Source organism: Sphingobium wenxiniae (assembly GCF_007830065.1).
In the GTDB taxonomy this organism is placed as follows: Bacteria; Pseudomonadota; Alphaproteobacteria; order Sphingomonadales; family Sphingomonadaceae; genus Sphingobium; species Sphingobium wenxiniae.
Genome location: NZ_VLKK01000002.1, coordinates 366,674 through 388,937, shown reverse-complemented (window position 1 = coordinate 388,937; position 22,264 = coordinate 366,674). Strand labels below are relative to the sequence as shown.

Annotated in this window: 26 protein-coding genes; 5 read left to right on the top strand and 21 right to left on the bottom strand. The window is 65.3% G+C overall.

Features of this window, described 5'->3' with window-relative positions:
- Together IQ35_RS04300 and IQ35_RS04295 are read right to left on the bottom strand one after the other, a co-directional pair.
- Positions 1 to 214, bottom strand: a 214-nt coding sequence (locus tag IQ35_RS04300; RefSeq protein ID WP_199739911.1) for a transposase, incomplete at its 3' end; no start/stop codon positions are given.
- Positions 215 to 321: 107 nt separating this feature from the next.
- Positions 322 to 729 (bottom strand): (deoxy)nucleoside triphosphate pyrophosphohydrolase, encoded by a 408-nt coding sequence (locus IQ35_RS04295; RefSeq protein WP_021245664.1) that lies wholly within the window; start codon positions 727 to 729, stop codon positions 322 to 324.
- Positions 730 to 810: 81 nt separating this feature from the next.
- Between IQ35_RS04295 and IQ35_RS04290 the strand changes: the two genes are divergently transcribed.
- Positions 811 to 996, top strand: coding sequence for a Flp family type IVb pilin (locus IQ35_RS04290; RefSeq protein WP_145072053.1), 186 nt, complete (start codon positions 811 to 813; stop codon positions 994 to 996).
- A 136-nt stretch (positions 997 to 1,132) separates the two neighbouring features.
- Positions 1,133 to 1,354, top strand: coding sequence for a Flp family type IVb pilin (locus IQ35_RS04285; protein ID WP_145072052.1), 222 nt, complete (start codon positions 1,133 to 1,135; stop codon positions 1,352 to 1,354).
- A gap of 75 nt (positions 1,355 to 1,429) precedes the next feature.
- On the opposite strand, the gene IQ35_RS04280 is transcribed toward IQ35_RS04285, so the two are convergent.
- The 5 genes from IQ35_RS04280 to IQ35_RS04260 all read right to left on the bottom strand — a co-directional run bounded on the left by IQ35_RS04280 (position 1,430) and on the right by IQ35_RS04260 (position 6,957).
- The gene (locus IQ35_RS04280; protein WP_145072077.1) at positions 1,430 to 2,851 is read right to left on the bottom strand and encodes a M48 family metalloprotease; all 1,422 of its coding nucleotides are present in this window, start codon (positions 2,849 to 2,851) and stop codon (positions 1,430 to 1,432) included.
- A 209-nt stretch (positions 2,852 to 3,060) separates the two neighbouring features.
- Complete coding sequence (locus tag IQ35_RS04275) at positions 3,061 to 4,005, bottom strand: acetyl-CoA carboxylase carboxyltransferase subunit alpha (RefSeq protein ID WP_145072051.1); 945 nt, start codon at positions 4,003 to 4,005, stop codon at positions 3,061 to 3,063.
- Between the two features lie 11 nt (positions 4,006 to 4,016).
- Positions 4,017 to 4,934 carry a tyrosine recombinase gene (locus IQ35_RS04270; RefSeq protein ID WP_145072050.1) on the bottom strand — a complete coding sequence of 306 codons (918 nt, stop codon included), beginning with the start codon at positions 4,932 to 4,934 and terminating at the stop codon, positions 4,017 to 4,019.
- A gap of 20 nt (positions 4,935 to 4,954) precedes the next feature.
- On the bottom strand, positions 4,955 to 6,766 hold the full coding sequence (locus tag IQ35_RS04265) for a hypothetical protein (protein ID WP_021245670.1): 1,812 nt from the start codon (positions 6,764 to 6,766) through the stop codon (positions 4,955 to 4,957).
- A 5-nt stretch (positions 6,767 to 6,771) separates the two neighbouring features.
- Positions 6,772 to 6,957 carry a cbb3-type cytochrome oxidase assembly protein gene (locus IQ35_RS04260; RefSeq protein ID WP_021245671.1) on the bottom strand — a complete coding sequence of 62 codons (186 nt, stop codon included), beginning with the start codon at positions 6,955 to 6,957 and terminating at the stop codon, positions 6,772 to 6,774.
- A gap of 85 nt (positions 6,958 to 7,042) precedes the next feature.
- Here IQ35_RS04260 and IQ35_RS04255 point away from each other — a divergent pair, with 85 nt between their 5' ends.
- Positions 7,043 to 7,591 carry a shikimate kinase gene (locus tag IQ35_RS04255; protein ID WP_021245672.1) on the top strand — a complete coding sequence of 183 codons (549 nt, stop codon included), beginning with the start codon at positions 7,043 to 7,045 and terminating at the stop codon, positions 7,589 to 7,591.
- On the top strand, positions 7,582 to 8,697 hold the full coding sequence (gene aroB / locus IQ35_RS04250) for a 3-dehydroquinate synthase (RefSeq protein ID WP_145072049.1): 1,116 nt from the start codon (positions 7,582 to 7,584) through the stop codon (positions 8,695 to 8,697). Before IQ35_RS04255 ends, aroB begins: the two co-directional genes overlap by 10 nt.
- Before the next feature lie 160 nt (positions 8,698 to 8,857).
- Here aroB and rpmE read toward each other — a convergent pair whose 3' ends face one another.
- The 12 genes from rpmE to rpsB all read right to left on the bottom strand — a co-directional run bounded on the left by rpmE (position 8,858) and on the right by rpsB (position 20,189).
- Entirely contained in the window at positions 8,858 to 9,082 is a 225-nt protein-coding gene (gene rpmE / locus IQ35_RS04245) for a 50S ribosomal protein L31 (RefSeq protein ID WP_021245674.1), read from the bottom strand.
- A gap of 121 nt (positions 9,083 to 9,203) precedes the next feature.
- Positions 9,204 to 9,686, bottom strand: a complete 483-nt coding sequence (fabZ, locus tag IQ35_RS04240) for a 3-hydroxyacyl-ACP dehydratase FabZ (RefSeq protein ID WP_031291532.1) — start codon at positions 9,684 to 9,686, stop codon at positions 9,204 to 9,206.
- Positions 9,687 to 9,692: 6 nt separating this feature from the next.
- On the bottom strand, positions 9,693 to 10,352 hold the full coding sequence (locus IQ35_RS04235) for an OmpH/Skp family outer membrane protein (RefSeq protein WP_021245676.1): 660 nt from the start codon (positions 10,350 to 10,352) through the stop codon (positions 9,693 to 9,695).
- A complete protein-coding gene (bamA, locus tag IQ35_RS04230) occupies positions 10,352 to 13,012 on the bottom strand; it encodes an outer membrane protein assembly factor BamA (protein WP_145072048.1) in 2,661 nt (886 codons plus the stop codon). Before bamA ends, IQ35_RS04235 begins: the two co-directional genes overlap by 1 nt.
- A gap of 88 nt (positions 13,013 to 13,100) precedes the next feature.
- Positions 13,101 to 14,234 (bottom strand): RIP metalloprotease RseP, encoded by a 1,134-nt coding sequence (gene rseP / locus IQ35_RS04225; protein WP_145072047.1) that lies wholly within the window; start codon positions 14,232 to 14,234, stop codon positions 13,101 to 13,103.
- A complete protein-coding gene (locus tag IQ35_RS04220) occupies positions 14,231 to 15,388 on the bottom strand; it encodes a 1-deoxy-D-xylulose-5-phosphate reductoisomerase (protein WP_145072076.1) in 1,158 nt (385 codons plus the stop codon). The genes rseP and IQ35_RS04220 overlap by 4 nt, the downstream gene beginning before the upstream one ends.
- Positions 15,388 to 16,164 carry a phosphatidate cytidylyltransferase gene (locus tag IQ35_RS04215; RefSeq protein ID WP_145072046.1) on the bottom strand — a complete coding sequence of 259 codons (777 nt, stop codon included), beginning with the start codon at positions 16,162 to 16,164 and terminating at the stop codon, positions 15,388 to 15,390. Before IQ35_RS04215 ends, IQ35_RS04220 begins: the two co-directional genes overlap by 1 nt.
- 4 nt (positions 16,165 to 16,168) lie before the next feature.
- Positions 16,169 to 16,909: a polyprenyl diphosphate synthase gene (uppS, locus tag IQ35_RS04210; protein WP_021245681.1), complete on the bottom strand. Its 741-nt coding sequence runs from the start codon at positions 16,907 to 16,909 to the stop codon at positions 16,169 to 16,171.
- Between the two features lie 43 nt (positions 16,910 to 16,952).
- Complete coding sequence (frr, locus tag IQ35_RS04205; protein WP_021245682.1) at positions 16,953 to 17,510, bottom strand: ribosome recycling factor; 558 nt, start codon at positions 17,508 to 17,510, stop codon at positions 16,953 to 16,955.
- Positions 17,511 to 17,516: 6 nt separating this feature from the next.
- Complete coding sequence (gene pyrH / locus IQ35_RS04200) at positions 17,517 to 18,242, bottom strand: UMP kinase (RefSeq protein ID WP_021245683.1); 726 nt, start codon at positions 18,240 to 18,242, stop codon at positions 17,517 to 17,519.
- 160 nt (positions 18,243 to 18,402) lie between these two features.
- Entirely contained in the window at positions 18,403 to 19,332 is a 930-nt protein-coding gene (tsf, locus tag IQ35_RS04195) for a translation elongation factor Ts (RefSeq protein WP_021245684.1), read from the bottom strand.
- A gap of 98 nt (positions 19,333 to 19,430) precedes the next feature.
- Positions 19,431 to 20,189: a 30S ribosomal protein S2 gene (gene rpsB / locus IQ35_RS04190; protein WP_021245685.1), complete on the bottom strand. Its 759-nt coding sequence runs from the start codon at positions 20,187 to 20,189 to the stop codon at positions 19,431 to 19,433.
- A gap of 250 nt (positions 20,190 to 20,439) precedes the next feature.
- Here rpsB and IQ35_RS04185 point away from each other — a divergent pair, with 250 nt between their 5' ends.
- Complete coding sequence (locus tag IQ35_RS04185; RefSeq protein WP_021245686.1) at positions 20,440 to 20,667, top strand: hypothetical protein; 228 nt, start codon at positions 20,440 to 20,442, stop codon at positions 20,665 to 20,667.
- A 13-nt stretch (positions 20,668 to 20,680) separates the two neighbouring features.
- On the opposite strand, the gene IQ35_RS04180 is transcribed toward IQ35_RS04185, so the two are convergent.
- Complete coding sequence (locus IQ35_RS04180; protein WP_051187185.1) at positions 20,681 to 21,403, bottom strand: CDP-alcohol phosphatidyltransferase family protein; 723 nt, start codon at positions 21,401 to 21,403, stop codon at positions 20,681 to 20,683.
- Positions 21,404 to 21,467: 64 nt separating this feature from the next.
- On the bottom strand, positions 21,468 to 22,202 hold the full coding sequence (locus IQ35_RS04175; RefSeq protein ID WP_021245688.1) for a phosphatidylserine decarboxylase: 735 nt from the start codon (positions 22,200 to 22,202) through the stop codon (positions 21,468 to 21,470).
- Positions 22,203 to 22,264 lie beyond the last annotated feature (62 nt).

Here is a 22,264-nt window from a genome sequence, read left to right as displayed (position 1 = left end):
GGATCACCCGCGCTGGATCGCGCGGATCGGCAATACAAGCCGCCAGGCGCTGGCAAATCCCCATCGCGCGCTCGGCCTGTGCAAGCAGTAGAACACCGCCATCCGAGGTAAGCCGGCCACCGTCGAACGCAGCTGTGATTTTCTTGCGGCCGACTGCTGGGAATCCAAATGAGCTTGCGATATCATCGTTCATGGCGGGTGTGGCCCGTGGCATTTTCTGCCCTGCGGCAGGTTCGGCTTAGACACCCAGTTCCTAATTCAGATCAGAGGCTTACGCCACTCCCGCCAACCCTTCAGGACACTTTTGGTGAATAAGGCGGGCTAAATCAGCGATTCGAGCAGCCCGATCAACGGCAGGTCGGCGGGCGGCATGTCCAGCGCATACATCTGCGCCGGGCGCACCCATTGGAGCGCCGTGGCGTGGCGCGCTTCGGGCACGCCCTGCCATTTGCGGCATACATAGAGCAGCAGCAGCAGATGGCGCTCCCCCAGCGGCGCGCTCGCGAAGGTCGCGGGGGCGAGGCAGCTTGCGTGGGCGTTGATGCCCAGTTCCTCTTCCAGTTCGCGCACCAGCGCCGCTTCGGGCGTTTCCTGCGGCTCCACCTTGCCGCCGGGAAACTCCCACAGGTTGGGCAGGGACGTGTGGGGCGGCCGCTGTTGCAGGAGCACGCGGCCGTCCGCATCGACCAGCGCGGCGGCCACAACCAGAAGGGGAGAAATCTGCATCATATCGGTCCAGCGAAAGGGCTTTGTTAACCGCGCCTCCTTTACACAGCCAGCCGGGACTGTCTGCAACGGACTGGAATGTAAATGCGGGGGCTTATCGACAGTATCGTCCGATGCGGCCTCGCGCGGTGCCAGCGCGGCGCGACGGCAATTGAATATGGCCTGATCCTCACGCTTATTTTTCTGGCGATTATTTCGGCGGTTGGTCAACTGGCGAATGAAAATATCGAGATGTGGGACCATGTGGCGGAAGAAGTTAATTCCCACTAACCATCAATGTTTGACAAAATGGACCCGTCATTAAGTTTTTCTCAACTGAAACTGCCTAAATCGGATTTTGCTTATCTTCCGGTCAAAGAAGAGAAGCCGGGTAGTTGAACGATTTCTCTGGGAATGGAGACAAGACATGCAGTTTATTCGCAAGATGCTGAAGAATGAAGAAGGCGCGACCGCCATTGAATATGGCCTGATCGCCGCTCTGATCGCCGTCGCCGCCATCACTGCGATGACCAATCTGGGCAGCAGCATTAAAAACACCTTCGCGACAGCGGGCGCATCGCTTGATGGCGCTTCCACCAAAGAACAGACAGCAGGCACTGGCACGGACCATACCAGCACGGGTGGCTAATAAGCCGCTATTCATAGCTTAATAGATAAAGGCAGGGGGAGCAATTCCCCTGCCTTTTCTTATGCGCCAACGCCGTCAAACAATAATCTTCACTCGCTGCCCCGGCCGCAACACCGATTGCGCCGTCAGCGCGTTGATCGTCAGGAATCGTTCCAGCGGAGAGTCGGAATAGGCCATCCGCTTCGCCAGCGACTGCACGGTGTCGCCCGCCTTTACGGTGACGACCTCCACCCGGCGCGGCCGGATCGCGGCGGCGTCCTGCGCGGACAGGCGCTGCACCGACTGCACCATGGACGCGAACGGCCCCACGCCCTGCCCCGCGCCGGTCAGCAGCAGGAAATGATAGGCTTTACCGCCCCCGAAATCATAAGCGAACACCGTGGCGTCGACTTGCCCCGACTGGGTATTGGCCCGCACCGTGCGCCATGCCGCGGGCAGGCCGTTGACGGTGGTGCGGCTGACATCACCCTCCGGCGCCTTCCCGCCGCCCAGCCTGGCTAGAACCGAGTCGATATAGGCGGCCAGATTGCCCGAATAAGGCGCGGCGCTGAATTGCGCCTGCCCGCCCGATCCCGCGACCGTCACCGCAGTCGCGCCGTTTTCCATGCCGAAACCGGACGGTGCGGTGAAAGCGAGGCGCATGTCGGGGTGGCGGAAACGGCTGCCTTCGATCACGCCCTGTTTGGGATCGTCGCCATAGAGCACGCCATCCACCGCGTTCAGGAAGGCGTCGCGATTGCGGACGGTGCTCGTCGAGCCGCTGCGCTGCGCCTCGCGCGCGGCCCGGCCGACGCGGGATGCCGGGTCGGGGTGCGTGCTCGCCCATTCCGGCATGGCCCCCGCATTGCCCATCACGCGGCTGTCGAGGCTGCTTTGCGCGGCCAGCGAAGCCAGCATATCGGACAGCGCGCGCGGGTCATAGCCGCCTGACGCCAGATAGCGGATGCCCAGATCGTCCGCTTCATATTCCTGCGAGCGTGAGAATTTGAGGGTCAGCAACTGGCTGCCCGTCCCGATCCCCTTTTGCAGCAGGCCGCCGATCGCGGAATCACCCAGCAGCGCGCCGGTCAGCACCTGAAGCAGGGCGCCGCCCACGGCGTTGCGCTGCGCGGTCTTTTGCCGCCGCTGGCCGTGCTGGGCGGCGACATGGCCGATTTCATGGCCCAGCACGCCCGCCAGTTCCGCCTCGTCGTTCATCAGGGCCATGAGTTGGCGCGTCACATAGACATAGCCGCCGGGAATCGCGAAGGCGTTGTTCACCGGCGAATTGAGCAGGGTGACGGTGAAGTCGCCTTGCGCGTTGGAAAGACCCGACTGGACGGCGATGCGGCGGCCCACGCCCTCCACATATTTCGCCTGCGGTCCGGCATAGGCGCCGCCGAATTCCTCCAGCAGTTGCGGATGCTGCTTCGCGCCCGCTTCCTTTTCCTGCGGGTTGATCGAAGATACGGTGCGGATGGCGCGCTGCTGCCCGATCACGGACGGCGCGGCGGCCATGGCGCCCGCCAGCGCCAGCGTTCCCGTTGCGGCACAGGTCCAAAAATATCGTTTCTTCACGGCTGACAGTCCCTTTCCACTGCCCATGATGGCGGAAGGATAAGGGGCTGTCACCTGTTCGTGGAAGCGATTCATGCGAGGCGGGCTTGGGTGGATTTCAGGCACCCGTCCGTCATGCCAGGTTGATAAATAGCCTAAATCGGGAAGCGTCAGGCGCCGATGGCCAGGAACTTGTCCGCCCGATCCGTCCGCAATGCGTCGGCGCTCATGCCGGAGAGCGCATCCAGTTCCTCGCCGATCGCCGCGGCGAGGTTGGCGGTCGCGACGGCGGGCTGGCGATGCGCGCCGCCCAGCGGTTCGGGCACGATGCGGTCTATGACTTCCAGCGCCCGCAGATGCTGCGCCGTCACTTGCATGGCCGTGGCCGCTTCGCTCGCCTTGTCGGCGGTGCGCCACAGGATCGAGGCGCAGCCTTCGGGCGAGATCACCGAATAGATCGCATGTTCGAACATCAGCACGCGGTTCGCCGCCGCCAGCGCCACCGCGCCGCCCGATCCGCCTTCGCCCACGACAGCAGCCACCATCGGCACGCCAAGAGCCAGGCATTGTTCGGTCGAACGGGCGATGGCTTCCGCCTGCCCGCGCTCCTCCGCCTGCACGCCGGGGAACGCGCCGGACGTATCGACCAGCGTGACGACCGGCAGGCCGAAGCGGTCCGCAAGCTGCATCAGGCGGATCGCCTTGCGATAGCCTTCGGGTTTGGCCATGCCGAAATTGTGGCGGACGCGGCTGGCGGTGTCGTCGCCCTTTTCATGGCCGATCACCATGACGCGCCGCTCACCCAGCGTGGCAAGGCCGCCCAATATCGCCTGATCGTCGGCAAAGGCGCGATCCCCGGCCAGCGGCATGAAATCGTCGAACATGCCCGCGACATAATCCTTGAAATGCGGGCGTTCGGGGTGGCGGGCCACCTGCGTCTTCTGCCACGGCGTCAGCTTGGCATAGGTGTCCGCCAGCATCTTGCCGGCGCGCTGCTCCAGCTTGTCGATTTCGCCGTCGATGTCGATGTCGCCCGCATCGGCAGTGGCGCGCAGTTCGATGATGCGGGCCTCAAGCTCCGCGATCGGCTTTTCAAATTCCAGAAAGCTTACCATGGGCAGAGGCGTTAAGGCGCAGAGGCTCCGCCGTCAACGCGCCGATGGGGCATGGCGGCCAAAGGATGGCGGCTGTTGACCAGTTCGACCAGCCGGCGGCTGTCGACATGGGTGTAGATCTGCGTCGTGGCGATGTCGGCATGGCCCAGCATGGATTGCAGCGCGCGCAGGTCTGCCCCCCCCTCCAGCAGATGCGTGGCGAAGGCATGGCGCAGCACATGGGGGCTGACCCGTTGCGGCGCGATCCCGGCGGCGGCGGCGAGCGCCTTGATGAGCTGATAGAGACGGATGCGGCTCAGATGGCTCTTGCCGGAGGGGAACAGCCACGGGCTGTCGGCAGGCACATGGGCCAGCCATGCCGCCACCGCCGCCCGCGCCCGGTCGGAAATGGGGACGAGCCGCTCCCGCCCGCCTTTCCCCTTGAGGATCAGGAAGGGCCTGTCCGCGGCCAGCGCCCGGCGGGGCAGCGATACCAGTTCGGTGGCGCGCAGGCCGGAGCCGTAGAGCAGTTCGATCAGCGCGGCCAGGCGCAGGTCGAGCGGCGAAGGAGAAGAGGCTCCGGCGCGTTCCTCGATCCGGTGGAAGAGCCTTTCGACATCCTGCACGGACAGGATCTTCGGCAGCGGACGGCGCGTGACCGGACGGGGGAGGCTGGCGGATGGATTGTCGCTCCGCAGCCCCTCTTCCTCCAGAAAGGCGTAGAAGGCGCGCAGGGCGGACGCTTTGCGCGCCACGGTGGACGCGGCCAGTTGCGCCCAAGCCTCCGGCAGCGCGGCCAGCCTTTCCTTGCCAGCCGCCGCAAGCCCGCCGACAAGAGCGCCCGCGCCCTCCAGATCGGTGCGATAGGCCAGCAGCGTGTTGCGCGACGCCCCCCGCTCCGCCGCCATCATTTCCAGGAAGCGGTCGATCAGGACGGCGTCGTCGTTCATGAGTCAGGCGCGGGCATGAGTCAGGCGCGGGTCAGCGCTTCCGCCGCGATCATCCGCGCTTCGGGGTCCAGCCCGACGCGATGCAGCGCCGCGACGATGTGGAACAGATGCGCGGGCGGCAGGCGGCTCCATTCCCCCGCCTGCATCCCGACAGCCGCCAGCAGGGCGACGGTCGCCTTCTCTCCGCGCTGCGCCGCCGCGCCGATGGCGCGCGCCCAGCGGCTGTTGGCCGCGAGGGTGAAGCCATTGTCCTGCGCCAGCGCGGCCGCATCGCCCTGCGGCAGGCGCGACAATCCGGCCAGCGCCGCGATCAGCAGGCGGCCGCGTTCCGGCCCGGCTTCCCCGATGAAGTCCGACACCCGGCTGCGGCCGATATCGACGACCGCGCTCGGCGCGCCGACGGACAGCAAGGCCCAGAGATCGGACCCGCCTTCTCCATTCAGCTTTCCAGCCGCGCCCGCCCAGCGCGCCGCATTGCGATCATAGCCCGCCGTCAGCATGGCCGCGACCAGATTGGCCGCGTCGCGGGCCTCCACCTGCGCAAGGGGCAAGGCCGCCGCCGCCCGCGCCGTGGCGATCAGGCCGACATAATCGGGCCGGGCATTGTCCTGCCAGGCCATGTGCATCCCTTGCAGCCGCGCGGCGATGCTGGGTCCGCCATAAGCGGCGCGCAGCGCGTCGACCCTGTCGCCAAGGGCGGCCGGGACGTCGCCGTCCCCGCCAAGCTGGCTATAGAAACCGACAAGCGCCTTGCTCGAAAACACGCCCAGCCGCGCGGCGATATCCGCGCCCGGCTGGCGGCGGACGGCGGACAAGGCGGGCGCGCGCGCCTCCCACGCCCGGACATGCTGTCCCGCCGTCCCATAGAGCGCATCGGGAATCTCGACATTCAGCGCGGTCGCAAGGCCAAAGCGCCACGCCGTCAGCCTGTCGACCCCATCCCATTCGATCTTCACCGACCGGCGGGCATTGAAGCCGGTGCCCACGACCTTCTCCGCCAGCCGGTAGTCGATCCCGCGCGCGACGCCGCGCCGCCTCGTCTGATTGAGCGCGCCGCTGGCCGAACCCTGATCCCCCGAAAGCGCCGCGCAGATCGCGCGCGTCATGTCCCAGCCCGGTTCCTTGCTGACCTTCAGCGCGCCGGCGGACAGCGGACACAGCCCCGCCGGGTCCGCCGTCGCCAGATAGGTCTGCATCGCCACCGCATAGAGGCGCGGGGTGAAGCGGTCCGGATCGACGCTCTGCACCAGCAGCCGCGCGCTGTCGGCCTCGCCCATGCGCAGCAGCAGCCAGGCGCGCTCCGCCACCCAGTCCGCGCCGTCGATGCCGCGCGGCGTATCGGTCGCGCTCAGCAAAGCGCGGCGCAGCAGGATGCTTCCCCAGCGCGACACGATGGGCGCGCGCGTTTCCTTCATCAATATGGCAAGGAATTGCCCCGATTCCGATCCGAACGCACCCGGCTCCATCCCCAGGGTCCGGGGCGTCAGCGGGCCGACCCGGTCCAGCGACCGGCGGGCGCTGTCCGGCAGATCATATTTCGCCTTCTGGGCGGCCAGTTCCTCCTCGCTGCGTTCTTGCGCCGCGCTGTTGTTCGCTCCCTCCTCCGGCAAGGTCAGCGAAAGCGCGGGCGGGGGCGTCGGCGCGGCGGGCGTCGCGGGCGACGGCGTTCTTCCAGGCTGCGATGGAGTTGGAGCGGGAGCAGGCGCGGCCGGCGCGTCGCCGAAACCGGGGGGCAGAAGGGATTCAGGCGCGTCCTGCGCCACAACGGGCACGGCCAGCGCCAGGGCAAGCGTGCCCAGCGTCCACTTCGCATTCCCCCGGCGGCGCGGCATCTGCCTTATTTGCCCAGCTTTTCGGCGGGAACGACCTTTTCCACGCGCTGCTGCGGCCGTTCCCCGCCGCGCGACCAGAGGAAGGCAATCAGCGCAACCAGCACGATCACCAGCACGATGGGAATGACTGGCAACCGCGTGCGGCGACGCGAGCTGCCTTCGAAACTGCTGTGGGAACGATTATTCTTCATGTGTCCTTCTGCGGCCTGTTGCCGTTTCGAGAAAGCAAAGTTGCGATTTGCCTGGCTGACGGCTGGCTGTATAGCCCCGGTCGCCATGCAGCGAAACAGCAAATCCACGGCAGCCGCCCTGAAGCGCGGGCCGATCGTCCTGGTCGGCATGATGGGCGTCGGCAAATCCACCGTCGGGCGCCGCCTTGCCGCGCGCCTCGGCCTCGCCTTCGTCGATGCCGATGAAGAGATCGAAAAAGCCGCCGGCATGACGGTGAGCGAGATTTTCGAGCGCTTCGGCGAAGCGCATTTCCGCGACGGCGAGCGGCGCGTGATCGCCCGCCTGATGGACGGCGCGCCCAAGGTCATCGCGACCGGCGGCGGCGCCTTCATGCAGGCCGACACGCGCGCCGTGATCCTGGAGCAGGCGACCGCCGTGTGGCTGGACGCGGACATCGACATATTGGTCGACCGTGTGTCCCGCCGCGAAGGGCGCCCGTTGCTCAAGAACAAGGACCCGCGCGTGGTGCTGACCGAGCTGGCGGCTGTCCGCAATCCGGTCTACGCGCTCGCGCCCATTCATGTGAAAAGCATCGCCGCGCCGCACGAAGTCGCGGTCGAGCGGATTTTGGAGCAGCTTCCGGCATGGCAATAGTGCGAGTCGCGCTGGACGCGCGCAGTTACGATATCGTGATCGAACAGGGCGCGCTGGACCGCGCGGGCAGCCATCTGGCGGGCTATGCGCGCAAGGGGCGGCTGGTTGTCGTGACGGACGCCCATGTCGCGGCCGCGCAACTTCCCCGGCTGGACACCAGCCTGCGCGCCGCCAATGTGGCGGTGGAACCCATCATCCTTCCCCCCGGCGAACAGACGAAAAGCTGGCGGCACCTGGAAAGCCTGCTGGACGATCTGCTGGCGCTGGAGATCGAGCGGGGCGATCATATCGTGGCGCTGGGCGGCGGCGTGATCGGCGATCTGGTCGGTTTTGCCGCCTCGATCCTGAAACGCGGGTGCCATTTCATTCAGGTGCCGACAACCCTTCTGGCGCAGGTCGACAGTTCGGTCGGCGGCAAGACCGCGATCAACGCCAAGGCTGGCAAGAACCTGATCGGCAGCTTCTATCAGCCCGGCCTCGTCCTGATCGACCCGTCCACGCTCGACAGCCTGCCCCAGCGCGAAACCCGCGCAGGCTATGCCGAAGTCTTGAAATATGGCTTGATCGACGACCCTGATTTCTTTGCCTGGTGCGAACGGGAAGGCGAACGCCTGCTGGCGGGCGATCCGCAGGCCCGCGAATATGCCATCGAACGCAGCGTGCGCGCCAAGGCCGCCATCGTCGCCGATGACGAGCGGGAAATGTCGGGCCGGCGCGCCCTGCTCAACCTGGGCCATACGTTCGGCCACGCGCTGGAGGCGGACACGGGTTTTTCCGACAGGCTGCTCCACGGCGAAGGCGTGGCGGCGGGCATGGCGCTGGCCTTCCGCTACTCGGCCCGCCTCGGCCTGTGCCCACCCGCCGATGCGGAGCGCGTGACGGCGCACATCAAGGCGGTGGGCCTGCCCCAAGACCTCGCCAGCGCACATGTGCGGGCGGACGGCGCGGCGCTGGTCGCGCATATGCTGCATGACAAGAAGATGGCGGCGGGCACCCTGCCCTTCCTTCTGGCGCGGGGGATCGGTCAGACGTTCCTGTCGAAGGATGTAGCGCTGGACGACGTGGCGGCGTTTCTCGAAGAGGACCGCGCCACCGCCGGAGCGTGAGGATAGGCTTGCCATCCATTATGTTGGTTTTGGCGGCAAACGGCCATTTGCGGTCATCCACCCATCACTGCCATTCGACATGCGAGTGTGCGAACCGCATGCCGTCAAAACAAAAAGGGCGCCGTCGCGGGCGCCCTTCCCTTCATCCTTGCGGAGGATATTATTTCTTCAGCGTCAGACCGCCGAAACGCTTGTTGAAGCGCGCCACCTGGCCGCCCTGGTCGAGCTGGCGCTGGCCGCCGATCCATGCCGGGTGCGACTTGGGATCGATGTCGAGCGCCATCGTGTCGCCTTCCTTGCCCCAGGTGGAGCGGGTGCGGAAGGTCGAACCGTCGGTCATCTGGACGGTGATGAAGTGATAATCGGGATGCGTATCGGCTTTCATGATCTGCTCCGTTCATGACCGGTTTCCGACCGGCCGGGGATGCCAAAAACTTGCGAAGGCGCGCGGTTACATGCCTTTCCGCCCGAAAGCAAGGGGAAAGGCCGCCCTTTCCCCTGCCCGGTCAGTCCTTCGGCGGGTCCGATATCATGGCGACGAAATTGGCTTCCGCCACCAGCTTGCCCTCGATCATCGCCTTGCCCGCGAACTTGCAGATCGCACCGCGCGACTGGGTGATCTCGACATGCAAGTCAAGCAGGCAGCCCGGCTCGACCGGAGAGCGGAATTTCGCCCCGTCGATGCTCATGAAATAGACCAGCTTGCCGGAATTGGCGAGTTGCATGGTTTCGACGGCAAGCACGCCCGCCGCCTGCGCCATGGCCTCCACGATCAGCACGCCCGGCATGATCGGCCGCGTGGGGAAATGGCCCTGAAAGAACGGCTCGTTCGCGGAAACCGCCTTCACCGCGTGGATCGCGCTGCCCGGCACGAGCGAAACCACGCGGTCGACGAGCAGCATCGGATAACGGTGCGGGAGCGCCGCCATGACTCCACGGACATCCATGGAGCCAGGGGAGGCGGCGGCCGCTTCAATCTGATCCGTCATGCCCGATCAGCGCGAGGTCGGCTGCTGCGAGGGATTGGCGGGCGCGGCGGCGGGTGCCTGACCCTGCTGCTCCTGACCGCCCGGACGCCAGCCGGCCGGCGGCGTGATACCGACGGAGGGAACCAGCGCATTAAGCTCAGTCACCACATTCTGCGTGATATCGACACCGGGCTGATAGGACACGGTGGCGTCGGGACCGAGCACCAGGTCGACCTTTGCCTTGGTCATCGCGGTCTTGAGCGCGTCGGACAGCTTCGCCGTGATCTGCTCTTCGACATAGGCGTTCGCAAGGCCGATGGGCTGGCCCAGTCGCTGCAATTCGGCCTGGCCGTCCTGCTGGGCTTTCTGGGCCGCTTCATACTGGGCCTGGATGGCCGGCGTCGGCTTGCCGCCCGCCGCCTTCATCGCGGCGTCGAGTGCCGTGCTCTTGGCGCGCAGGTCGGCGTCGATGGCGTTCTTGCGCGCGGTGAAGCTGTCGATCTGCGCCTTGTAAGTGGTCTGGATCTGGCTGCGGGCCGTGGTGTAGGCGTTGCTGGTCGCGACGGCGCGCTGGATGTCGACCACGGCGATGCCCTGTTTCGACTGGGCGACGGCCGGCGCGGACGCAAGCGCGATGACGGAAACCGGCGCGAAAGCGATCGCGGCCGCCTTGAAGATCATGTTCATCAGAATTGAGTCCCTACGTTAAAGGTGATCAGTTTGGTGTCGTCGCCCGGTTCCTTGAGCAGCGCCTTGGCGATGTCGATGCGGAACGGCCCGAAAGGCGAGTTCCAGTTGACGCCGAAGCCGACCGACACGCGGGGCTTGAGCGTGTCTCCGAGATATTCTTCCACGAAGCCCGTGCCACTTATATGGCTGTAGCCGGAAGGACAGGTTGGCGCAGCGGCTGTCCCGCCTGCCTTTTCCGACGTTGCCGTCGTCGAGCCACTAGGAGGGCTGCAATACCCCCCAAATCCCGCAGCACCATTTACCAGAGCGGGATTCTTCAACCCCGCGACGGCACCAGCGTCGACGAAAACGGAAGGCCGCAGGCCCATTTCCCGTGCGCCGGAACCCAGCGGAATTTCGACTTCCGCGCGCGCCATATAGTAGATTCGGCCACCCAGCGCGTCATCAGTCCGATTGTTGTTAGCGGTGGACGGCGTGGCGGTAATGACTCCCCCGTCCGTTGTGCTCTCATAATATCTGCGAATAACGCGCGGGCCGATGCCGCGAATGTCGAAGCCGCGTATCTGCGGTTCGCCCAGAAAAAAACGGTCCGTGAGACGCACCGGATCGACAAGAGCGCCGGTGGAATCACGGCGGTCACCTTCCAGGCTGTGGATATAGCCACCCTCGCCCGAAATCGAGAAGATGAAACCACCTCCCAGCGGCCAATATTTCGATCCGTTGAGGCGGGTGCGGACATATTTGACGCTGCCGCCTAACCCCGCGAAATCCTGACTGAGGACGACATTATGCCCCCGCGTCGGACGGATGCGATTGTCACGCGTGTCGTAGATCAGCGAATAGCCGACCGAGGATGTCGTGCGCTTGCCGATCGCATCGCACAGATAACGGCCCGCCAGCAGCGGGTCGCACTCGATGCTTCCGTCGCCGTCCGTGTCCGAATAATAGGTATCCTTGTTCAGCGTCACGTCGTCGAAGTTCAGGCTGTAGCGCAGGGCCAGCGACATATATTCGGTGATCGGCACGCCCGCGCGGATCTGAAAGCCGGTGGTGGTCTGTTCATAGGTCGTATCGCGGTCGTTATTGTTGAGATAACGGAAACTGTTGAGGTCGCGGCGGTAGATGTCGCCGCCCAGCGCGATGTTCTTGTCCATGAAATAGGGTTCGGTGAAACCGACTTCGACGGACTTGGAATAGTTCGACCAGTTGACGCTGGTGCGCAGTTCCTGCCCCTTGCCGCGGAAGTTTCGCTGCGTGATCGACGCGGACAGGATGAAGCGTTCGAGCGAAGAGAAACCGGCCGACAGCGACAGTTCGCCGGTTGATTTTTCCTGCACATTGGTTTCAAGCACGATGCGGTCGGGCGCGGACCCCGGCTTCTGTTCCACATCCAGCTTTTCCTGGAAGAAGCCGAGCGAGTTGATGCGATCCTTGGACCGCTTGACGAGGAAGCTGTTGAAGGCGTCGCCTTCCGCCAGACGGAATTCGCGGCGGACGACCTTGTCCTGCGTCAGCGTATTGCCGTTGATGTCCACCCGCTCGACATAGACGCGCGGCGCGTTGGCGATGCGGAAATTGATCCCCATCGTCAGCGTGTCCTTGTCGCGGTTGAAGTCGGGCTGGACATCCGCGAAAGCATAGCCGAACAGGCCCGCCGTCTCGCTCAGCGTGTCGACCGTGTCCTCGACCTGCTTGGCGTTGTACCACTGCCCCTTCTTCATCGGCAGCATCCTGGTCAGCGAATCGCCCGACAGGTCGCGAATGTCGCTTTCGACCTTCACGTCGCCGAACTTGTAGCGGTCGCCTTCCTCCACCACATAGGTGATGATGAAGTCCTGCTTGTCGGGCGTCAGTTCCGCCACTGCCGATGTCACGCGGAAATCGGCGTAGCCTTCGGTCAGATAGAACTGGCGCAGCTTCTGCTGGTCATAGGCGAGGCGGTCGGGGTCGTAGCTGGTGCCGGAGGAGAAGATGCGGAACCAGCGCGACTGCTTCGTCACCATCTGGCTGCGCAGTTCGCCGTCGCCGAACTTCTCGTTGCCGATGATGTTGATCTGGCGGACCTTGGACTTGGGTCCTTCGGAAATCTCGAAGACGATGTCGACGCGGTTCTGGTCGAGCTGCACCATCTTGGGTTCGACCGTCGCGGCGAAGCGGCCCTGGCGGCGATAGAGTTCGATGATGCGGGCGACGTCCGCGCGCACCTTCGACCGGGTGTAGATCTGGCGCGGGGCGAGCCGGATTTCCGGCCGGATCTTTTCTTCCTTCAGGCGCTTGTTGCCTTCCAGGACAATGCGGTTGATGACCGGATTTTCCTTCACCTCGATGGTGAGCGCGCCATTGTCGTTGCGGATCTGAACGTCGGCGAACAGTTCCGTTTCATAAAGGTCGCGCAGCGCCTGATCGAGCGACTCCTGCGTGAAGGGTTCCCCCAGACGCAGCTTGGTGTAGGAGAGCACCGTGTCCGGCTCCAGCCGCTGCTGCCCGGCGACGGTCAGGCCGCGGATGGTTCCGGCGGGCGTCGCGGGCGGAGCGGGGGCGGCGGCCCGCGCAGGCGCGGCTGCCTGCCCATAAGCCGGCACGGCGGACAGGCCCGCGATCATCGTTGTCGCCAGCAAGGCCGCAACGACCGGACGCTGCCTGCTGCTGCTCATCATCGCTGTCACCCGCTCCACCCTCAAAATAAAGTTTGTTACCGTCCATACAAAAGACGATACGAAATCGCGTCTCCCTGCCCGATGCGGCTCAGCCGATCAAGTCGGACAGACGCTCCCAGAGCCCGAAAGAAGACAAATCGTTGAAAGTCACCAGCATCATCACGGTCAACAGCAGCGCCAGACCGGACCGATAGGCCCATTCCTGCACCTGCGGGCTGACCGGCCGCCGCTGTATCGCCTCCAACCCGTAAAACAGCAGATGACCGCCATCCAGCATTGGGATTGGCAACAGGTTGATGAACCCCAAATTAATCGAGATGAGCGCCATGAAGAAGACGAAGCTCTCCACGCCCAGCGTCGCGGCCTGACCCGACACCTCCGCGATCTTGAGCGGCCCGCCCAGTTCCTTGACCGATCGGCCGCCGCCGACGATCTGGCCCAGCGTTTCCACCATGGTCCGCACGATATCGCCCGTGCGGTCAACGGCGACCACAGGCGCGCGCCACAGGCTCACAGGCTCGATCACCGGCTCGCCCGGCGCGATGCCCAGCCGCCCGATGCGGAAACTGTTGCCGAAGCCGTCCTTCTCCTCGACGCTGCCGATCTCGCCCTGTTGCGTGAGCCGCGCGCCGTCGCGCTCCAGCACGATCGCCACCGGTTCGCCGGGACGTATCTGGGCATAGAGGCGGATATCGTCGAAGGTCGCCATTTCCCGACCGTTGAGCGAGACGATGCGGTCCCCGGCCACGATCCCCGCCGCCGCGGCGGCGCTGCCGGGCTGGACATGCCCGGCTATGGCGGGGGTGCGGCTTTCGCCGTGGATCAGGGCGAAGGCGGCGAGAATCAGGATCGCGAACAGGAAATTGATCGCCGGGCCTGCCGCGACGATCGCCGCGCGCTGCCACAGCGGCTTGGCGGGGAAGCTTTCCGCCCGTTCGCGCGCGGAAAGCTCCAGCCATCCCGGATCGGTCTGGCTCGCGGCGTTCATGTCGCCCTTGAATTTCACATAGCCGCCCAACGGGAAGGCGGCGATGCGCCAGCGCGTTCCCCGACGGTCCACCCATGCGGCCAGTTCCGGACCGAAGCCGATGGAAAAGGCGTCGGCCTTCACCCCGCACCAGCGGCCGACCAGATAATGCCCCATCTCATGCACGAAGACGAGGGGCCCGATAACCGCGACGAAAGCGAGAACGGTCAAAAGGAAACCGGGATTCTGGATCAAACCGTCAATCTTTCCATCACCTGCCTTGCCATGGCGCGCGCTTCGGCATCGGCAGCCAGCACATCGTCGATCCGACGAGGCGCAGCCGTGCTATAGCGGTTCACTACATCTTCCACAATTGCGGCGATATCAAGGAAGCCTATGGCCCCTTCGAGAAAGGCGGCGACGGCGACCTCATTGGCGGCGTTCAATATGGCGGGGACAGCGCCGTCCGCCCGCGCCGCCTGCCGCGCGAGGCGCAGGGCGGGAAAGCGGTCCTCATCGGGCGCCTCGAAATCGAGCCGGCCGATCCGCGCCAGATCGAGCGGCTGGCACGGCGTGGCGATCCGCCGCGGCCAGGCCAGCGCATGGGCAATCGGAATCCGCATGTCGGGCGACCCAAGCTGCGCCAGCGTGGAGCGGTCGCGATATTCCACCATCGAATGAATGACCGACTGGGGATGGACCAATATCTCGATCCGGTCGGCGCCGATGGGGAAGAGGTGCGCGGCCTCGATCAATTCCAGGCCCTTGTTCATCATCGTCGCGCTGTCGACGCTGATCTTCGCGCCCATGGACCAGTTGGGATGCGCCACGGCCTGCGCGGGGGTGATGGCGCGCATCTCCTCACGGGTGAAGGTGCGGAACGGCCCGCCGCTGGCCGTCAGGGTGATGCGGGCGACGTCCTCCAGCCTGCTTCCCGCGAGGCACTGAAAGATCGCATTATGCTCGCTGTCCACGGGCAGCAGCGTCGCGCCCGACGCGGCGGCGGCGTCCATCATCAACATGCCCGCCGACACCAGGGATTCCTTGTTCGCCAGCGCCACCGTGCCGCCCGCCTGGAGCGCCGCCATGGTCGGGCGCAAGCCCGCGCAGCCGACGATCGCCGCCATGCTCCAGTCCGCCCCGGCCTGGGCTGCGTCGACAAGGGCGCTTTCCCCCGCCATCGCCGCCACCCCTGAACCGCTGAGGGCATCCTTGAGGGGACCGTAAAGCTCTTCCCGCGCGATCACGGCCATGGCCGCGCCGCACGCCCTTGCGAGGCGGGCCAGCCCCTCCACGTCGCTATGGGCAGTCAGCGCCACGACGTCATAATCCTGGCAGTCGCGCTGGATCAGGTCCAGCGTCGACAGGCCGACCGATCCGGTCGCGCCGAAGACGGAAACCTTGCGCATCATGCCGCACCCAGCAGCAGGAAAAACGCGGCGGCAAGCGGCGCGGCGGCAACCACGCCGTCCAGCCTGTCCATGACCCCACCGTGACCGGGCAGCAGATTGCCGCTGTCCTTGACGCCCGCGCGGCGCTTCATCCCGCTTTCCAGCAGATCGCCAAGCTGCGCCGCCACGGCCAGCAGGCCGCTGGCGGCGGCAAGCTGGATCGGCAGGCCCGCGAAACGATGCAGCAAAAATCCGGTCAGCAGCGCCGCCAGCACGCCGCCGGCCAGCCCCGCCCATGTCTTCGATGGGCTGACGCGCGGGGCGAGCTTCGGCCCGCCGATGGAACGGCCCGCGAAATAGGCCCCGATGTCCGTCGCCCACACTAGCGAAAGCGCCCAGAAGGCCAGCAGCAGTCCCTGTCCGTCCGGCGCCTGCCCGCGCAGCAGCAGCAGTGCCATGACCGGCACGCAGACATATAATATGCCGAGCGCCAGAGCGAACGAGCGCGCCGTCAGCAGCACGAAGAAGAACGCGGTGGCCATCAGGACGAAAGCGACCCACGACACGCCTGCCGCCAGGGGGCACAAAATGGCGAGCGGCACGGAAACGGCGAACATCGCCATCTTCCGATGCTGTTCGGACGCCCCGACCAAAAGGCCCCATTCCCCCTGCATCAGCACGCCCGCCACGACCAGCAGCAGCCAGAAGGGGAAGCCGCCCATCCACAGCGCACCGAGCGCCACGATTATCAGAGCCAATCCGACGACCGTCCGCGTTCGCAATTCGTTCGTCATGAACTCACAATCCGCCAAAGCGCCGGACGCGCAACCGAAAGGCGTCCAGCGCCTGCGCGAGCATCTTTTCGTCGAAATCCGGCCATAGCGCGTCGGTAAAATACAGCTCCGCATAGGCGGCTTGCCACAGCATGAAGTTGCTGAGCCGCTGTTCGCCAGACGTGCGGATCAGCAGGTCGAGCGGGGGCAGGTCGCTGGTGTACAGCGCGCTGTCGATATCCTCTATGCCGATCCGGTCCGGCGCGATCTCCCCGTCCGCCGCCTTTTTCGCAAGCATACGGGCGACACGGACCAGCTCGTCCTGCGCGCCGTAATTAAGCGCGATGGCGACGATCGGCCCGGCGTTCGCAGCCGTGCGCGCGACCGCGCCGTCGATCAGCGCGACGAGCGAAGGGTCGAGCGCCCGGTAATTGCCGATGACCCGCAGCCGCACGCCATTGGCATGGAACTCGTCCAGATCGGACTGGATGAAATGCCGCAGCAGCGCCATCAGGTCGGCCACTTCGTTCGCCGGGCGCTTCCAGTTTTCCGAGGAGAAAGCATAGAGCGTCAGGCACTCCAGCCCCAGCGATTGCGCCGCGCGCGCAACGCGGCGCACCGCCTGCACCCCGGCCCGATGTCCCGCGATTCGGGGCAATAGCCGCTTCTTCGCCCAACGGCCATTGCCGTCCATGATGATGGCGACATGGCGCGCACCATGGGCAGGTCCGGATGGGCGGATATCGGGCTGGGCCTGGCTTGCCATCAGAAGAGGATGCTCGTGCAGGTCACGCAGGACAAGCCCCGGCTCAACGGCCGAGGATTTCCTTCTCCTTGGCCGCCGCGGTCGCATCGATGTCCGCGATGATGCTGTCGGTCAGCTTCTGGACTTCGGTTTCCTTGCGTTTGCGCTCGTCCTCGCTGATTTCGCCCTTCTTCTCGTCGGCCTTCAGGCTGTCCATGCCGTCGCGGCGGACGTTGCGGACGGCGACGCGCGCGCCTTCGGCATATTTGCTGGCGAGCTTGGCCAGTTCCTTGCGGCGGTCCTCGGTCAGATCCGGGATCGGCAGGCGCAGCGTCTGGCCGTCGACGATGGGGTTGAGGCCAAGGCCCGCAGACCGGATCGCCTTGTCCACCGGGCCGACATTGCTCTTGTCCCACACCTGCACCGACAACATGCGCGGTTCGGGCGCGGAGACGGTCGCCACCTGGTTCAAAGGCATATGCGCGCCATAAACCTCGACCGTCACCGGATCGAGCAACTGCACATTGGCGCGGCCGGTGCGAAGACCCGCCAGATCCCCTTTCAGCGATTCGACGGCGCCCGCCATGCGGCGCTCAAGGTCCGCTTTGTCATATTGAGCCATGGGTTTTCAGCGCTCCTGGTTTTGCACGATCGTCGCGACGCCGTCACCCGCCAGCACCTTGGCCAGGTTTCCGGTTTCGCGGATGTTGAAGACGACGATGGGAATATTGTTTTCACGGCAAAGCGCAATGGCGCTCGCGTCCATGACCTTGAGATTGTCGTTCAGCACCTTGTCGAAGCTGATCGCCTCATAGCGAGCCGCGTCCGGCACCTTCTTGGGATCGGCATTGTAGATGCCGTCGACGCTGGTGCCCTTGAACAGCGCGTTGCAATTCATTTCCGCCGCGCGCAGCGCCGCCGTGGTGTCGGTAGTGAAGAAGGGGCTGCCGGTGCCCGCCGCGAAGATGACGATCCGGCCCTTTTCCATGTGCCGCACCGCCTTGCGCCGGATATAGGGTTCGCACACCGACGCCATCGGGATCGCCGACTGGACGCGCGTGTCGTAACCGATCTTTTCCAGCGCGTTCTGCACCGCCAGCGCGTTCATGACGGTGGCGAGCATCCCCATATAGTCGGCGCTCGCCCGGTCGAAGCCTTTCGCCGCGCCCGCAAGCCCGCGGAAGATGTTGCCGCCGCCGACCACCACGCAAAGCTCGAACCCCGCATCCTTTGCGGCGGCGATTTCGCCCGCCACACGATCCACCGTTTCGGGATCGATGCCGAACTGGCCCTGCCCCATCAGCACCTCGCCCGACAGTTTGAGGAGGATGCGCTTGAAGGCCGGGCGTGTCATGCGGGGCAATATTCCATTTATAAACGGGCAAGGAAATGGCGCGCACCTTAGGCAGTGCGCGCCATTCTGTGAAGTCCCTAGCGTCCGCTTCGGACTTGTCGAGAAACGCGGCCTCCCGACAACGCCCGAACGGAACGTTCTGTCAGATCAGCCCCGGAAATCAGGCGACGCCGGCAGCGGCGGCGACTTCGGCCGCGAAGTCGCTCGTTTCCTTCTCGATGCCTTCGCCAAGCTGGAAGCGGACATAGTTCTTCAAGCTGATCGACGCGCCCGCATCCTTCGCCGCCTTGGCGACGACGTCGGCAACGGGGGTCTTGTTGTCCATCACGAAGAGCTGCGACAGGAGAGCGTTCTCCTTGGCGAACTTCGCGACCGCGCCGTCGACCATCTTCGCGACGATCTCGGCGGGCTTGCCCGATTCGGCGGCCTTTTCGGCGGCGATCGAACGCTCGCGCTCAAGCTGGGCCGGATCGATGTCCGCAGCCGACAGCGCCAGCGGGAAAGCGGCGGCGATGTGCATCGCGATCTGCTTGCCCAACGGCTCCAGCACGTCGGCGGGCGCATCGCCTTCCAGCGCGACCAGCACGCCGATCTTGCCCAGGCCCGGCGCGGCGGCGTTGTGGACATAGGAAACGACGACGCCCTGGTTCACTTCAAGCTGGGCGACGCGGCGCAGGGTCTGGTTCTCACCGATGGTGGCGATGTTCGACACCAGCTTTTCGGCCACGGTGCCGCCGGCGGGATGCGCCTGCGCGCCCAGGGCTTCGGCATCGGCCGCGCCGCTCTTGAGCGCGATTTCGGCGACGGTGCGGACGAAATCCTGGAACTGGTCGTTCTTGGCGACGAAGTCTGTTTCGCTGTTCACTTCGACGGCAACGCCCTTGGCGCCCGCGACGGCGACGCCCACCAGACCTTCAGCGGCGGTGCGGCTCGACTTCTTCTGCGCGGCAGCGAGGCCCTTGGCACGCAGCCAGTCGACGGCGGCTTCCATGTCGCCATTGGCTTCGGCGAGCGCCTTCTTGCAATCCATCATGCCCGCGCCCGAACGGTCGCGCAGTTCCTTGACGGCGGCGGCGGTAATCTCGGCCATGTTTCGGCTCCTAAGTTCTATGGGGTTCAAATAAGCGCAGGGCGCGTTCCGGTGGAGCGCGCCCTGGCCTGTCTACATTGCAGTTCGAAGACCGCGTGTCAGGCTTGCGCGACGACCTCTTCGGCCTCGGGCTCGTCCAGAGCGCCCAGGTCGACGCCGGCGGCCTGCTGCGCGCCACGGTTGCCCTTGGTCGCTGCCGTGGCGATGGCGTCGCAGTAAAGGCGGATCGCGCGGCTGGCGTCGTCATTCGCCGGAACCGGGAAGGCGATGCCGTCGGGCGAGACGTTCGAATCGAGGATCGCGACGACCGGGATGCCCAGCGTGTTGGCTTCCTTGATCGCCAGCTCTTCCTTGTTGGCGTCGATCACGAACATCACGTCGGGGATGCCGCCCATATCGCGGATGCCGCCGAGCGACAGCTCCAGCTTCTCGCGCTCGCGGGTCATCTGAAGGACTTCCTTCTTGGTGAGGCCGTGGGTGTCGCCCGACAGCTTCTCTTCCAAGGTCTTCAGACGCTTGATCGACTGGCTGATCGTCTTCCAGTTGGTGAGCATCCCGCCCAGCCAGCGATGGTTGACGAAATGCTGGCCCGACTTGCGCGCGGCTTCGGCGATGGGGTCCTGCGCCTGGCGCTTGGTGCCGACGAACAGAACCTTGCCGCCCGCGGCGACCGTGCCCGACACGAAGTCCAGGGCGCGCGCGAAGAGCGGCACGGTCTGCGACAGGTCGAGGATGTGGATGCCGTTGCGCTCGCCGAAGATATACGGCTTCATGCGCGGATTCCAGCGGTGGGTCTGGTGGCCGAAATGCGCGCCGGCCTCGATCAACTGATTCATGGAGACGACAGGAGTCGCCATAACTTCTTCTCCTTCCGGTTGATGCCTCTGGGAATCAGGAACCGAAGGAAGCCTGCGGCACCGGATATGTGCGATTCCCATGTGGAATAGGGCGGGCCTTTAGCGGCGCGCGCGCGGCGATGCAAGAGGGCTTGACGCTCCGGCGAGAATAGAACATATAGAGAACATTCGGAACAAAAGGCCATTTCGGGCCGTTTGCGCCATCATACTGGGTCAAGCCGTGCGAATGGCAAGATAGAAAGCGAACGTCATGTTCACCCTCGTCGCAGCAGTTGTTTTCTTCGCTTCCTTCCTGTTGGCGGCCGCCACGATCATCGGAATGTTCGCGCTTTACCGCGACAAGATGGTCGCCGCGCTGCTGTTCGAGCCGATCCCGCAGGAAAGGCCGGTCTATCGCCTGCGAATCAGCCGCCGCCGTGCATCGGCCGGGGAGCGGCCAGGCGCGCGAACCTCTCCCGTTCACGCCATGGCGGCATGAATCTGGGCGAATGTCAGGAAACAGCATTTAATTGCTGATGCCTGATCCGGGCATAGGACAACATGCCAAACGGAATGGTCGCGATATAGCCAGCGCACAGGACCAGCAGCGTTAGCCACGGATCGCTGATCAGCAACGCCGCGAGCAGGCCGGCAAGGGCGATGGCCTCCAGCCTGATCCGTTTCCGCAAGCGCAGCGCCGACCAGCTATAGGTCGCGACGCTGGAGATCATCAGGAACGCGGTAAAGGCGGCCCAGGGCGCGACCACATACCATTCACGGAAAATCGGCTCCCCCGTCACCAGCCACAGATACATCGGCATGAAGGCAATGCCTGCCCCCGCAGGCGCCGGAACGCCGGTGAGAAAGCCCGCCGATTTATGCGGCTGCTCATCCGCGTCGATATTGGCGTTGAAGCGCGCGAGGCGCAGGGCGCAGGACAGTGCATGGGCGAGCGCGAAGATCCAGCCGAATTTCGGCATGGCCTGCAACGACCAGAGATACAGGATCAGCGCCGGCGCGACCCCGAAGGCGATCGAATCGGACAGCGAATCCAGTTCCGCGCCGAATCGGCTCTCCCCGCGCAGCAGCCGCGCGATCCGTCCGTCCAGCCCATCGAGCACGCCCGCGAACAGGATGGAGAGCACCGCCCTCTCCCACTCGCCCGAAATGCCGTAGCGCACGCCGGTCAGGCCGAAGCACAGCGCCATCGCCGTGACGGCGTTGGGCGCGACCATCCGCAGGGTGATCCCCCGGCGCAAGCCGCGCGGGATGGTGCGCCGCCGCCTCACCGACGCCCCCTCATTGCTGAATGCCCTTGATGACGCGCATGTCGCCGATCTGGCCCAGGATCGTTTCGCCCGCGACCGTCCTCTGGCCCAGCACCACGCGCGGCGCGGTCCCGGCGGGCAGGTAGACGTCGACCCGGCTGCCGAAGCGGATAAGGCCGATGCGCTGCCCCGCCGCGACCATGTCGCCCGGCTTCACGAAGGGCACGATCCGCCGCGCCACCAGCCCCGCGATCTGGGTGAAGCCGATGCGCACGCCGTCATGCCGCTCGACCAGGATGTGCTGACGTTCATTATCCTCGCTCGCCTTGTCGAGATCGGCGTTCACGAACTTGCCGGAGATGTAGACGACAGCCTTCACCGTCCCGCCGATGGGCGTGCGGTTGATATGCACGTCGAACACGCTCATGAAGATCGACACGCGGATCATCGGCCGGTCGCCAAGGCCGTCCGCCCCCGCCATCTCGCGCGGCGGCGGCACGCGCTGGATCAGCGTGACGAGGCCGTCGGCGGGCGCGACGATCGCATTTTCATCCTGCGGCACGGCGCGGACGGGATCGCGGAAGAAGGCCAGCACCCACATGGTCACGATGACCATCAGCCAGCCCGCGATTTCCCAGCCCAGCAGGAACAGAACCCCGGTGATCGCGGCGGCAATCAGACCGAATTTGACGCCTTCGGGATGCACCGAGGGAAAGCGCCATTTCACATTGCCGCCCAGCGCGACGGTCAGTTCGTCATTTTCCATGGGATCGTCTTTAGGGAGAGTGTGGTGCAGTGACAACGTCCGATGGCGCGCGGGCGGTCCGA

Bases quoted from the DNA above. Each gene is read 5' to 3' on its own strand.
- IQ35_RS04295 (WP_021245664.1), bottom strand. From the start codon at position 729: ATGATGCAGATTTCTCCCCTTCTGGTTGTGGCCGCCGCGCTGGTCGAT.
- IQ35_RS04290 (WP_145072053.1), top strand. From the start codon at position 811: ATGCGGGGGCTTATCGACAGTATCGTCCGATGCGGCCTCGCGCGGTGC.
- IQ35_RS04285 (WP_145072052.1), top strand. From the start codon at position 1,133: ATGCAGTTTATTCGCAAGATGCTGAAGAATGAAGAAGGCGCGACCGCC.
- IQ35_RS04280 (WP_145072077.1), bottom strand. From the start codon at position 2,851: ATGGCCGCCGCGCCGTCCGTGATCGGGCAGCAGCGCGCCATCCGCACC.
- IQ35_RS04275 (WP_145072051.1), bottom strand. From the start codon at position 4,005: ATGGTAAGCTTTCTGGAATTTGAAAAGCCGATCGCGGAGCTTGAGGCC.
- IQ35_RS04270 (WP_145072050.1), bottom strand. From the start codon at position 4,934: ATGAACGACGACGCCGTCCTGATCGACCGCTTCCTGGAAATGATGGCG.
- IQ35_RS04265 (WP_021245670.1), bottom strand. From the start codon at position 6,766: ATGCCGCGCCGCCGGGGGAATGCGAAGTGGACGCTGGGCACGCTTGCC.
- IQ35_RS04260 (WP_021245671.1), bottom strand. From the start codon at position 6,957: ATGAAGAATAATCGTTCCCACAGCAGTTTCGAAGGCAGCTCGCGTCGC.
- IQ35_RS04255 (WP_021245672.1), top strand. From the start codon at position 7,043: ATGCAGCGAAACAGCAAATCCACGGCAGCCGCCCTGAAGCGCGGGCCG.
- aroB (WP_145072049.1), top strand. From the start codon at position 7,582: ATGGCAATAGTGCGAGTCGCGCTGGACGCGCGCAGTTACGATATCGTG.
- rpmE (WP_021245674.1), bottom strand. From the start codon at position 9,082: ATGAAAGCCGATACGCATCCCGATTATCACTTCATCACCGTCCAGATG.
- fabZ (WP_031291532.1), bottom strand. From the start codon at position 9,686: ATGACGGATCAGATTGAAGCGGCCGCCGCCTCCCCTGGCTCCATGGAT.
- IQ35_RS04235 (WP_021245676.1), bottom strand. From the start codon at position 10,352: ATGAACATGATCTTCAAGGCGGCCGCGATCGCTTTCGCGCCGGTTTCC.
- bamA (WP_145072048.1), bottom strand. From the start codon at position 13,012: ATGATGAGCAGCAGCAGGCAGCGTCCGGTCGTTGCGGCCTTGCTGGCG.
- IQ35_RS04220 (WP_145072076.1), bottom strand. From the start codon at position 15,388: ATGCGCAAGGTTTCCGTCTTCGGCGCGACCGGATCGGTCGGCCTGTCG.
- IQ35_RS04215 (WP_145072046.1), bottom strand. From the start codon at position 16,164: ATGACGAACGAATTGCGAACGCGGACGGTCGTCGGATTGGCTCTGATA.
- uppS (WP_021245681.1), bottom strand. From the start codon at position 16,909: ATGGCAAGCCAGGCCCAGCCCGATATCCGCCCATCCGGACCTGCCCAT.
- frr (WP_021245682.1), bottom strand. From the start codon at position 17,510: ATGGCTCAATATGACAAAGCGGACCTTGAGCGCCGCATGGCGGGCGCC.
- pyrH (WP_021245683.1), bottom strand. From the start codon at position 18,242: ATGACACGCCCGGCCTTCAAGCGCATCCTCCTCAAACTGTCGGGCGAG.
- tsf (WP_021245684.1), bottom strand. From the start codon at position 19,332: ATGGCCGAGATTACCGCCGCCGCCGTCAAGGAACTGCGCGACCGTTCG.
- rpsB (WP_021245685.1), bottom strand. From the start codon at position 20,189: ATGGCGACTCCTGTCGTCTCCATGAATCAGTTGATCGAGGCCGGCGCG.
- IQ35_RS04185 (WP_021245686.1), top strand. From the start codon at position 20,440: ATGTTCACCCTCGTCGCAGCAGTTGTTTTCTTCGCTTCCTTCCTGTTG.
- IQ35_RS04180 (WP_051187185.1), bottom strand. From the start codon at position 21,403: ATGGTCGCGCCCAACGCCGTCACGGCGATGGCGCTGTGCTTCGGCCTG.
- IQ35_RS04175 (WP_021245688.1), bottom strand. From the start codon at position 22,202: ATGGAAAATGACGAACTGACCGTCGCGCTGGGCGGCAATGTGAAATGG.